The 11947-nt window shown below is 37.1% G+C and carries 8 protein-coding genes; 2 read left to right on the forward strand and 6 right to left on the reverse strand.

The window, feature by feature from the left end; genetic code table 11:
* Nucleotides 1-60: 60 nt before the first annotated feature.
* Together B8967_RS05430 and B8967_RS05435 are read left to right on the forward strand one after the other, a co-directional pair.
* Complete coding sequence (locus B8967_RS05430) at nucleotides 61-2850, forward strand: TonB-dependent receptor domain-containing protein (RefSeq protein ID WP_047494766.1); 2790 nt, start codon at nucleotides 61-63, stop codon at nucleotides 2848-2850.
* A 39-nt stretch (nucleotides 2851-2889) separates the two neighbouring features.
* Entirely contained in the window at nucleotides 2890-4308 is a 1419-nt protein-coding gene (locus B8967_RS05435) for a hypothetical protein (protein WP_084085035.1), read from the forward strand.
* Nucleotides 4309-4506: 198 nt separating this feature from the next.
* Here B8967_RS05435 and B8967_RS05440 read toward each other — a convergent pair whose 3' ends face one another.
* The 6 genes from B8967_RS05440 to B8967_RS05465 form a co-directional block, all read right to left on the reverse strand.
* Nucleotides 4507-5745 carry an amidohydrolase gene (locus B8967_RS05440; protein ID WP_084085036.1) on the reverse strand — a complete coding sequence of 413 codons (1239 nt, stop codon included), beginning with the start codon at nucleotides 5743-5745 and terminating at the stop codon, nucleotides 4507-4509.
* A gap of 80 nt (nucleotides 5746-5825) precedes the next feature.
* Nucleotides 5826-6671, reverse strand: coding sequence for an AraC family transcriptional regulator (locus B8967_RS05445; protein ID WP_047492297.1), 846 nt, complete (start codon nucleotides 6669-6671; stop codon nucleotides 5826-5828).
* Between the two features lie 212 nt (nucleotides 6672-6883).
* Nucleotides 6884-7552, reverse strand: a complete 669-nt coding sequence (locus B8967_RS05450) for an ankyrin repeat domain-containing protein (RefSeq protein ID WP_084085038.1) — start codon at nucleotides 7550-7552, stop codon at nucleotides 6884-6886.
* 25 nt (nucleotides 7553-7577) lie between these two features.
* Nucleotides 7578-8912, reverse strand: coding sequence for an amidohydrolase (locus B8967_RS05455; protein WP_084085040.1), 1335 nt, complete (start codon nucleotides 8910-8912; stop codon nucleotides 7578-7580).
* A 605-nt stretch (nucleotides 8913-9517) separates the two neighbouring features.
* Nucleotides 9518-10807: a glutamate-1-semialdehyde 2,1-aminomutase gene (gene hemL, locus B8967_RS05460; protein WP_084085042.1), complete on the reverse strand. Its 1290-nt coding sequence runs from the start codon at nucleotides 10805-10807 to the stop codon at nucleotides 9518-9520.
* 73 nt (nucleotides 10808-10880) lie between these two features.
* The gene (locus B8967_RS05465) at nucleotides 10881-11939 is read right to left on the reverse strand and encodes a glucosaminidase domain-containing protein (RefSeq protein ID WP_047492285.1); all 1059 of its coding nucleotides are present in this window, start codon (nucleotides 11937-11939) and stop codon (nucleotides 10881-10883) included.
* Between the last annotated feature and the right edge of the window lie 8 nt (nucleotides 11940-11947).

Raw genomic sequence — 11947 nt, forward strand, 5'->3', positions numbered from 1 at the left:
AATTCTCCTAAACGTTTAGTGAAAACTTAGCCCTTATTTTGCCCCTGAAAAAGAAGTAAAATGAAAAAACAACTCCACAAGAGCATTATGCTACTTGCTTTGTTTTCTGCCGGCTACGCATTTGCACAAAGTCAGATCTTAGAAGGTAGAGTACTGGATGAGAAAGACAACACACCTATTGAGGGGGTAAAGGTAAAGGTAAATGACCAGGAGGTCGTAACTGATATTGCCGGATACTACTCTATCAATCTTTCTCCTGGAACCAACTACATTATCACGGTAAGTTCTAACGGATATAACAAAAAAGAGATCAGTGAAGTTATTGTAAAAAATGACGCCAACACTCACCTTGATATTGTTCTGGAAAAGCCATCCGCTAAGGAAAAGGAAATTGAAGGAGTTGTTATCAAATCCAATGCAAGAAAAGAAACGATAGCTTCTACTATCGGTTTACAGAAGAATGCAGGTGTGGTTTCACAGGTTATAGGTGTTGAAGCTATTAAAAGAAGTCCGGATAGAAACACAGGAGAGGTTCTGAAAAGAGTATCCGGTGTGAGTTTATTTGACGGAAAATATATTGTTGTAAGAGGTTTATCTGACCGTTATAACCAGGCTATGTTAAATGGGATTCAACTTTCCAGTACTGAGCCTGACCGAAAAACTTTTTCTTTTGACCTTTTTCCTGCCAGCGTTATTGAGACCCTGGTAATCAATAAGACTTTTATTCCTGAATACAGTGGTGAATGGGCCGGAGGATTGATTCAGGTAAATACTAAAGATATTCCCAATAAAAACTTCTTCAATGTACAAGTAGGTGTAGGAGGAAATTCTATTACAATGAATAAAGAATTTCTTATGCAGAAAGGAGGAAAATGGGATTTCCTGGGTATTGATGACGGATACAGAAAGATCCCTACAAATATGCCTGCTAAAAATGCTTTCAGTATTCTGAATGAAGCTCAGAAAACAGATATTGGTAAGGGATTCACAAAAAACTTCGGATACAACAGCGTTGGTTATCCTGAAAACATAAGTTTACAGCTTGACGGAGGTTTTAATACCAAAATTTTCGGAAAAGATTTAGGGGTTATTGCTGTTCTTAACTACAGCAACAACAAAAGAAGAACAGAATCTAAAAACCGTTTCTTTACGATTAATGACCAGCTTGCTGACACCAACTTTGATTACTACACTGAAAAATACACAAATGATGTTATTTTAGGAGGGTTATTAAACCTTACTTTAAAACTCAATAGCAATAACAAAATTTCCCTGAAAAACATTATCACAAACAACACAGTGAACCATATGTCTTTCAGAACAGGAAAGGATTTTGAATTTGATCCTATCAACGGAACCAACATTATCGCAAGAGAGATAGGATTTAAGCAAACTACATTCTATAATTCAACCCTTAACGGAACTCATAAGATAGATGCTCTTGGTGGTCTTACCGTAAACTGGTATGGAAGCTTTGGAATCCTTGATCAGTATATTCCGTTATTGCAACGTTTACAATACAACCAGTATACAAACCTTGACGGAAGTCCTTATTTAGCTCTAATCTCTAATGGTCTTTCTCAAAAATCAGGAAGTGTTTTCTATTCTACATTGAGCGATTATCTGTATAATGCAGGTGGAGATGTATCGAAGACTTTTACCATGTTTGGACAAAAGCAAACCGTTAAAGGGGGGTACTTATTCCAGGTAAAAGACAGGATCTACAACTCAAGACCATTCTCTGTAAGGCTTGAAAAATACAACCAGGGATTACTTTCCCAACCTTTTGAAAGTATCTTCAATTCTGAAAATTTCGGAACAGATGGTAAATTTACATTTGATGAAATTGCCGGAAATCAGTACAGATATATTGCCAATACGATCCTTAATGCAGGATATTTACAGTTTGACAACAACTTTGCTCCATGGTTAAGAGCTGTTTGGGGATTAAGAGTTGAAAACTTTGATCAATTGGTAGGAAGTACAAAAAGAAGTGATGACCGTTTTGTTAATACTCGTGTAACAGACTTTTTACCAGCTGTTAACTTAACATTCAAGGTAAACCCTAAAATGAATGTCCGTCTTGCAGGTTCTCAAACTGTTGTAAGACCTGAATTCAGAGAGGTTTCACCTTTAGCTTATTATGACTTCGATTTGGGAGCTACTGTAATCGGTAACAAATTCATTGAAAGAACAAAAATTACCAACGTAGACCTTCGTTGGGAATATTATCCAAGAAACGGAGAGATCCTTTCCGTAGCAGGTTTCTATAAGAATTTCAAAAATCCAATCGAATTGTACTTCAATCAATCCGGAGTAGGAACCAGTAATACCTTCAACTATCTTAATGTAGATAAAGCCGATGCTTATGGAGTTGAGTTGGAATTCAGAAAAAAACTTGATTTCGCAAGCGCTCTTAAAAACTTTACGTTAGGTGGAAACTTCGCTTACATCAAAAATAAAGTAACGGATGAAGCTACGAATATTGACAGACCAATGCAGGGACAGTCTCCTTACACCATCAACTTAAGTCTTCAGTATGATGCTGAAAAAACAGGATGGTCTTCTACGGTACTTTTCAATATGATCGGAAGAAGAATTCTTTATGTAGGTAACGATCAGGTGCCACCGATCTGGGAAGCTCCAAGACCTCTTTTAGATTTCCAGATTGCTAAGAAGATCTGGCAAAACAAAGGAGAAATCAAATTAAACGTTTCGGATATCCTTAACCGTCGTGCAAGATTTTATCATGACCTTAACGGAAACAAGAAATATGACAACTCTGATGCTCTTGCTATAGAAAGAGTAACAGGAACCAATATCAGTTTAACACTGGGATACAATTTTTAACACATTCAATATTTAATAAATAATTTAATTCTTTATAACATGAAAAAATTCGTTTTATATTCTTTAATGCTTGGCGCTCTTGCTACAACTACTGCATGTAGAAATATAGAAGAAGACGGGCAAACCATCGTTCAGGGTGGTTCCGGAAATGGAGAAACTGACAACCTTATTCTCTCAGGAAAGATCACATCCAATGTTACGCTTAAAGCTAATAAAATTTATAAGTTAAGAGGATTAGTATATGTAACAAACGGAGCAACTTTAACCATTGAGCCAGGAACGAAGATTGTAGGTGAAGCTGATAAAAATGGTGCTTTGATTATCACAAGAGGAAGTAAAATCATGGCAGAAGGTACGGCTGCCAACCCTATTATCTTTACTTCTGAAAAACCAAGCCCAAAAAGAGGGGACTGGGCAGGTGTTGTCATCTTAGGAAATGCTCCTACGAATGCTTCTTTCAACAACCAACAAGGAGTTGGAGAGATTGAAGGAGGTATCAACAATACAGAAGGACATGGTCTTTACGGAGGAAATAATGCTGCTGACAACAGTGGTATCTTAAAATATGTAAGAATTGAATATGCAGGATATGCATTCTTACCAGACAAGGAGATCAACGGACTTACGTTCGGAGGTGTAGGTAGCGGAACTACTGTAGATTATGTAGAAGTTGCTTACGCTAATGACGACAGTTTTGAGTGGTTCGGAGGAACAGTAAACTGTTCTCACCTTATTTCTTATAAAGGTCTTGATGATGACTTTGATACAGATAACGGTTTTTCAGGAAAAATCCAGTTCGGTATTGCGGTAAGAGATGCTCAGGTAGCTGACGTTTCAGGTTCTAACGGATTTGAATCTGATAATGATGCCAACGGTTCTGCTTTAACACCTCAGAGCTCTGCTACATTCTCAAATATGACGATTATCGGGCCAATCAACTCTTCAAGTACAAGTACCAATGTAGGTTCAATCAACTCATTGTTCCAAAATGGTTTACAGATCAGAAGAAATTCTTCTATCTCAGTATTTAACTCTGTTTTCACAGGTTTCCCGGTTGGTTTATTCGTTGATGCTACCAAAGGAACGCCTACAGATAAAAACATCACCAGTGGAAGTCTTGCTTTCGAAAATAATATTTTGGCAGGAAGTGTAACTCCTTTAAAATACGGAGCTTCTACTTCTTCTCCAACAGGGTATTCTATCACTGATCTTACGACTTTCTTTAATGCTAAAGGAAATACAAGCCTTACCTATACAGCTGATGTAAAATTCACCAATGCATGGGCTCCTGCAGGAACGACTCCTAACTTCTCCCCTGCTGCCGGGTCACCATTATTGACTGGAGGTGTATTCACCCATACTAAATTAGCATCTTGGTTCACGCCTGTAACGTACAGAGGAGCTGTAAAAGACACTAATGATACTTGGTATGCTGGTTGGACTAACTATAACTTATAATTTATTTATTAGCAGTTAATATCATATCAAATTATTAAAAAAGCCTTCAGAAAATTCTGAAGGCTTTTTTAGTGCTTTCACTTTGCCCTGGATATACAAGTCATATACTTTCAGACAAGCTGTAAACAATCAACCACCGGAAAAATCCGATGGCTGATCTACAAAAAACAAGTGTATATAAAAAAATATATATTCTTTCTAATTTCTCCAAAACAGATTCCCGTCATTCATCAGGGCTTCTATTGTGGTCATTCTGGAAACAGCTTCTGCGGAGCATGATGCATTGGTAAGAACAATAGCCGCTTCATCTCCTGCTTTAGGCCACTGCTGTTTTCCTTGTTCATCCAGTGGAAGAATACTCGGGGTAGCAAACTGCAGTGCTCTTGATAATGCCAGCTCTGTCGCATACCCATACAGTTCAGCGATCAGGTTTGCTTTCTGCAGCATATTTCCTGATCCGAAAGTACTCCAGTAATCCTGTACATTATCGTTCCCTATCAATACATTCACCCCATATTTCTTTAAAGTAGGTATGGGCATTACAATTCCTTTGAACGGGACAGAAGATGCTATTCCCACTTTCCCTTCAGCCAGCCTTTCAGCAATCTGCTCTGTTTCTTTTGGAGAAAGATGGGCTAAAGCAAAAGCATGACTTACAAATGTTTTCCCCTGAAGTTCCGGGTTTTCAATAGCTTTATCGATCAGGTAATTGATGGTTTTCATACCTGATTCTCCTACCTCATGGAGGTGAATATCAATTCCTTTATGATGATCTAAAGCCAACTGAACGGTAAAATCCATTACCTTTTCGATACTTCCATCAATACTTAAAGGATCAAGTCCCCCGATAAAGCCTACACTTTTCAGCTGTGCCGCTTCTTTCAGTAAAGGGGCTGTATCCGTATAGTATACTCCATGCTGTGGGAAAGCCACCAACTCAGCTTTGAAAGAGTCTTTTTTATTTTCAAGGGCCTGCTCCAGATGTTCAAGTGATTGTAATCCCGAAGTAGGATCAATATTAAAATGGGTTCTTGCAAAATGAGTCCCGTAATGTTGCTGCAGGTTGATGAGCTGTTCAGCTCTTTCTACAGAAGTTTTTAACAGTTCAGGAATAATCTCCTGTTCATAGGCAATCATATCTTTTACAGTTCTCCTTTTCGGAGAGAGTGCCTGCCATGGAAGTCCGTATAATGTTTTATCCAAATGGATGTGCATATCTCTGAAAGCAGGAAGCATCAGATATCCTTTAGCATCTATAGCGTTTGAAGCCGGTTCATTAATTTTTACTGCTTTTATTTTCCCATCTTCAATGTCAATACTGAAAAGATCTGTTTTTGTACCTGTCACCTCTTCATTTTCGTATTCAAAACCTGTCTCCAGGCGGACATTTTTCAGTGAGTATTTTCCTTTTGCAGCTAATTGATATGGAAATTGCATGATTTAAAATTTTAACAATACAAAATTACATCAGCTCTTTCTCAAAACCGGTGTATCAATTATGTCATATGTTGTACAAATTATTCTTTAAACTGAGAGGGGGTCATCCCGGTTTGTGCCTTAAAGAATTTCGAAAAGCTGGCATGGTCATAAAAACCAAGATCATATACAATGTCTTTTACAGACATTTCAGAAACTTTCAGAAGACGTTTTGCTTCTAATAAAATTCTGTCCTGAATAAGGGATGATGCTGAAGCATTGAGATTTTTTTTGCAGACAATATTCAGATAATTGGCAGAAATATTAAGTTTATCTGCATAAAAAGAAACGGATCTTTCAGTTTTAAAATGTTCATCAATCAGATGTAAGAATTTTGAAATAATAGGATTTGAATTATAGACTTCAAAATCTTTGAAAGCACCTTCCACAGACTTACTTACCAACAGGCCTATCAGCTCACTTCTCTTCTGGATCAGTTCCCAAAAAACCTTTTCACCCTTCAGTTCTTTCTGGATTGCCTGAAATTCATATCTGAAAGTTGTAAAAATATCCTGGGAAAGATTGATCACCGGATGGTTCTGGTAATAGGATGCGGAAAATCTTAATGAAGGCAGAAAACTTTCAAACCAATCCCTGCTGATCATCAGCTGGTATCCTATTGTTTCTTTTTCAATCACCCATTGATGCACCTGATCCGGAAAAACAAGATGGATCTGGAAATCTTTCACCTGATATTCTACGAAATCAATGGTGTGAGAACCAACTCCCTTTTCAAAAAGATTAATGATAAAAAAATCGTGTTTATGGGGATCATCAATAGAACGTGCCCCGTAAAGTTCGTTAAACAGCAGATTGCAGCCCTTAAGCTGATTCTCACTAAACTCCTGAATTCCTAAAATGGGAAAATGATCCGTATGATAACCCACACTACCTGAATTTCTCCTAAAATTAATAAAAATTATGAGAGAAAAATTAAAATAACCACAAAAGAAACAAATACTGAATCCTTTGTGGTTCAAACACAAACTAAAATATATCTAAATTTATTAATTACAGGACATTAAGTAACGCAAAGACAAAAGGACAAAATTCAATACAGCTTAACTCTTTGCACTTCTACGCCTACTCCTATGGCATGCTATGATGTTAAAATCTCAGCTATTTCTTTAAAACCTAATGATTCTGCATGTTCCAAAGGAGTCTTCCCGGAATGGTCAGGAATGTTGATATCCGCGCCATTATCTTTTAAAATCTGCACGATTTCCTGATATTTCCGGGTACCATTTCCAAGGATCACGGCTTCCATTAATGCCGTCCATCCTAAGCGGTTCACGTGATTGATTGGGAAACCTTTTGCCTTCACTAAAACTTTTACAGTTTCTACATATCCCCGTTCACATGCCGGAATTAATGCGGTACCATTATATCGGTTATACAAATCAAAACGGGCTCCGTTATTCAAAAACAATGTAACCAATTCTGTCTGCCCGCTTGCTCCTGCATATAAAAACGGACTGTCTTTCTGATGATCCTGGAGGTTCACATCGGCTTTATACGAAACAAGCAGCTTTGCCATTTCTATGTTCTTTTCTACTGTTGCCAGCAGTAATAAAGAACGTCCCCTTTTATCCTGAGTATTAACATCCGCTCCATTTTCTAAAGCAGATTTTACGGCCGTGAGATCATTGTTTTTCACCTTTTCTATAATATTTTCCTGTGGTCTCGTATCCTCTTTTGAGAAATCAACGGGTTTCTCTCCGCAGGCACTCATACTTCCAAATGTTAAAAGAAATACTAAAACTTTCATAATCGTTTATTTTTAGGCAGAAAATTTAAAAGACTACATTTCCCTGATGCACCAATGATTCAACATTTGAAATCCTAGATACAGCTTCTGCAGAGCAGCTTGCCTTTAGCAATACAAAATCTGCCTGGTCACCTGTTTTGGGCCACTGCTGATTTCCTTTATCATCTAATGGAAGGATATTTCCTGTCGCCAGTTTTAAACTTCTTGACAGTAAAAACTCTGTAGAATACCCATATAACTGGGCCATCAGGTTGGCTTTCTCCAGTACACTTCCTGTTCCGAAAGTATTCCAGTGGTCTACAATACTGTCATTACCTGTCAATACCTTTACATTATGCTTGTATAAGGTTGGAATAGGCATAATCATTCTTCCAAAAGGAATCGTAGAAACAATTCCTATTTGGGCCTCTGCTAATTTTTCGGCTATTTCTTCCTGTTTTGTATTCTCCAGCTTAGCCAGGATGAAACAGTGACTTATATAAGTTTTCCCTTTTAAAGAAGGGTTTTCATTCACTTTTTTAATAAGATATTCTACGGTTTTCAATCCGGAATCTCCGGTTTCATGCAAATGAATATCTATTCCCTTTTGATGATCCAATGCCAACTGAACGGTAAAATCCATTACTTTTTCAATATTTCCGTCAATATTGAATGGATCTACCCCCCCAATGAAATCAATATCCATCTTCGCAGCCTCTTTCAGATAAGGAGCTGAATCGGTATAGAATACTCCATGCTGAGGAAAAGCAACCAGCTCTGCTCCAAAACCTTTCTTTTTATTCTCTAAAGCCTTTTGAAGGTTTTTTAATGATTGAAGTTTTGAAGTAGGTTCAATATTCACGTGGCTTCTGGCATATGAAGTTCCTTTTGACTGCAACAGTTCGATCAGTTTTTCAGCTTTAAAAGTTGAATTTTTCAACATCTCAGGAAGCATTTTCTGCTCCAGTTCAATCATCCCTTTGATACCGCCAGTTCTTTTTCTCACGGCCTGCCATTGATCTCCATAAAATGTTTTATCGAGATGAATATGCATGTCTTTAAATGCGGGAAGCATAAGTAATCCTTTTCCGTCTACTGCTTTAGCATGAGGTTGGTTGGGAGCAATTTTTGTGATCTTTCCATGCTCAACTTCTATATAAAACAGATCCGTCTTGGTGGATGCAACTTCTCCTTCCTGATATTCAAACCCGGTTTCCAAACGAACATTTTTAAGGCTTAATTTTCCTTTCGCCAATATATTTTTCTCATCCAAAAAAGGTGATGCTGTCATGATATTAGGGAGTAAAGTTAATCCGGCCATTGCCCATGCAGAATTCCTGATAAAATCCTTACGGGATATATTATTGTCTGAAGTCATCATTTCCAATCTATTTATGACAAAATTAAAAAGAATGATCAGGAACAAAGTGTATGGTTTATTACAAAATCTGTATGATTTATGCTTTGAAAATTTGTTTTTATAGGGTATGACCTAAAAACAGGTAAAAAACAAACGATGACTTTAAGTCTGTTTAAATTTCTAAATTTGATTTTTTGTATAACATTCAAATCTTTATCCAAATCACATCCTTTAAAGGATTAAAAAGATAATGTACTGATGATATGTTTTTCTAACGCAAAGCTTTAGCTTCATTATCCATATTATAAGGGAGCAAAGGATAGAATCAACTTCGTTGACTCGTCGAAGCGTATGGATAAGCATATATCTTCATCAGCGACGAAGTCGCATCACTTTGCGCGCTTACAATAAAGCGGAATTATTCATAAACTTTGCATTAATCTTTTTAATCAAAAAAATAATTTCAAACTGATCTATCGAGTCTTGTCAACAAAATATATAAGAATTCCTGAATCAAATTTAAACAGGCTCTTTAACTCTAGAAGTAGAGATTCCCCTTTAAAAAAATTGATAGATTGAGTCTGGTTACCCAAAAAAAAGACCAGATTAAAATCCGGTCTTTTTTATTATTTATTAGAATATTCAAATTTCCTTACTGCTTCCAGCGTCATATCAATTTCTTTCTCCTTGATCGCATCGCTGATGAAATAAGTTTCATATCCGCTTGGTGGAAGATACACTCCATGTTGCAGCATCTGATGGAAGAAGTTATTAAATAATGAATGATTGGCTTCCTGAGCTTCATCAAAATTTGAAACGCTGTTGATATGGAAGAATACAGACATCATAGACCCATTTCTGTTGATCTTATGAGCAATTCCTTTTTCATTTAAAATTTTTCCAATTTCAAAATCTAAAGTTTCTGTTGTTTTATTCAGTCTGTTGAAGAATTCCGAATCATTTTTAATAAGCTGAAGGGTTTTTAATCCTGCTCTCATAGCCAGTGGATTTCCACTTAACGTTCCAGCCTGATACACGCCTCCTTTTGGAGCCAGATGATCCATAATTTCATTTCTTCCGGCAAAAGCACCTACCGGCAGACCTCCACCGATTACCTTTCCATAGGTTACCAGGTCAGCTTTCACATTGAAAAGCTCCTGAGCTCCACCAAAAGCCAATCTGAAACCGGTCATTACTTCATCAAAAATAAGTAAAGCCCCATTTTCGTCACAGATTCTTCTTAAATTTTGAAGAAAATTATTTTCGGGTAAAACACAACCCATATTTCCTGCAACAGGCTCGATGATCACTGCTGCAATTTCACCCTGATTATGACGGAACAGATCTTCAACCTGTTCAAAATCATTATAACGGGCTAATAAAGTATCTTTAGCTGTTCCTGCTGTTACTCCCGGAGAATTGGGATTTCCGAAGGTAGCAGCTCCACTTCCTGCTTTAATCAGGAATGAATCTGAATGTCCGTGGTAGCAACCTTCAAATTTTACAATTTTATCTCTTCCTGTATACCCTCTTGCCAGTCTGATGGCACTCATACATGCCTCAGTTCCTGAAGAAACCATTCTGATCTGGTCAATATTAGGTACATTTTCAATGATAAATTTTGCAATTTCTGTTTCCAGTTCTGTAGGAGCACCGAAAGAAAAACCTTTCTCAGCCTGAATTTTCAGTTCTTCCAAAACTTCAGGATGGGTATGTCCTAAGATGGCAGGGCCCCATGAATTGATGTAATCGATATACGTATTATCATCTGCATCGGTAAGGTAAGCTCCTTTTGCCGATTTCATGAAAACAGGAACTCCTCCCACTGATTTGAATGCGCGAACCGGAGAGTTTACTCCTCCCGGAATGTATTTGTAGGCTTCATCAAATAAAGCCGAACTTCTTTGATACTTCATATATTAGTTACGGGTTGACAAGCATTGATCAACAGTTAATAATTAACCGTTAATGATCCTTTATCAACAAAAATTAATTTCTTGGTTTTTTATCTATTAAATAAATTAACTGTCCTGCAGATGGCTGCTGTCCTTCATCCATTCTGTTTTTAGCATATAATTTATGTAATTTGATTCCGAATTTCTGGGCGATATCATGCATATCTTCCCCTGATGCAGCCTTGTAAGTGGCCGTATTTCCCGAAGAGTTTTTAGACTCAAGGAAAACAATATCGTTTTTCTTTAATACATCATTTTCCAGCTCATTCCATTTCATCAGTCTGCTTTCGCTCACTTTAAATTTATTGGCAATAAACTGTACGTTAGTATCTTCAGGAATAACAATATACTTCAGACCATCATTTGGATGGCTTTTGATTAGAATAGAATTAAGAATCTCCGCTTTTGTTTTGATTCTCTCCACTCTTTTCTGCTGCTGTGCATAAGAGGTTTGCTTGTAAGGAACTTCTACAGTAACAGGATCTTTAGCCTTTTTACCCATTTTTGAAGGTTCAAGCTGTGCCATGAAAGCTCTGTCATCCTTAAGATCCGGATACATTTTTAGAACGGCATACAATACTTCATTAGAACTGGTATTGTCGTATTCGTATAATCTGTATTTTTCAATTTTAGTAATCAGGATGGAAGCATAACGTGGATTGGTGGCATATCCCGCTTTTTTAAGACCATAAGCCCAGGCTCTATAATCCTTCATATCCAGATTAAAAAGATTGGCGTAGTATTTCCTTGTAGATAAAAATATGGAATGGTCTTCATAAGACTGTCTTGGATCTTCATACACACGGAAGCATTCATTAGGTGCATCATCTGTATGTTTCATTGTTTTACCTGTCCAATCTTCCTTGCATTTTATTCCAAAGTGGTTTTTACCCTCCAGCGCCAGTCTGCTTTGCCCTCCTCCTGTTTCCAGCAGTCCCTGAGCAAGGGTAATAGAAGCCGGAATTTTATATTTTTCCATCTCCTCTACCGCATATTTAGCGAATTTTTGGATATACTGATCTTCAGTTGCCCAACTTTGGGCAGAAAATTTTGATAAAACTAAAAGGCTTATTAATAAGAAAAGTCTTTTCATGTTTTTCA

The sequence above is a fragment of the Chryseobacterium sp. YR221 genome (assembly GCF_900176315.1).
GTDB classification, from domain to species: Bacteria; Bacteroidota; Bacteroidia; order Flavobacteriales; family Weeksellaceae; genus Chryseobacterium; species Chryseobacterium rhizosphaerae.

Excerpts from the sequence above, each read along its gene's own strand:
- B8967_RS05430 (WP_047494766.1), top strand. The coding sequence starts at position 61 with ATGAAAAAACAACTCCACAAGAGCATTATGCTACTTGCTTTGTTTTCT.
- B8967_RS05435 (WP_084085035.1), top strand. The coding sequence starts at position 2,890 with ATGAAAAAATTCGTTTTATATTCTTTAATGCTTGGCGCTCTTGCTACA.
- B8967_RS05440 (WP_084085036.1), bottom strand. The coding sequence starts at position 5,745 with ATGCAATTTCCATATCAATTAGCTGCAAAAGGAAAATACTCACTGAAA.
- B8967_RS05450 (WP_084085038.1), bottom strand. The coding sequence starts at position 7,552 with ATGAAAGTTTTAGTATTTCTTTTAACATTTGGAAGTATGAGTGCCTGC.
- B8967_RS05455 (WP_084085040.1), bottom strand. The coding sequence starts at position 8,912 with ATGATGACTTCAGACAATAATATATCCCGTAAGGATTTTATCAGGAAT.
- hemL (WP_084085042.1), bottom strand. The coding sequence starts at position 10,807 with ATGAAGTATCAAAGAAGTTCGGCTTTATTTGATGAAGCCTACAAATAC.
- B8967_RS05465 (WP_047492285.1), bottom strand. The coding sequence starts at position 11,939 with ATGAAAAGACTTTTCTTATTAATAAGCCTTTTAGTTTTATCAAAATTT.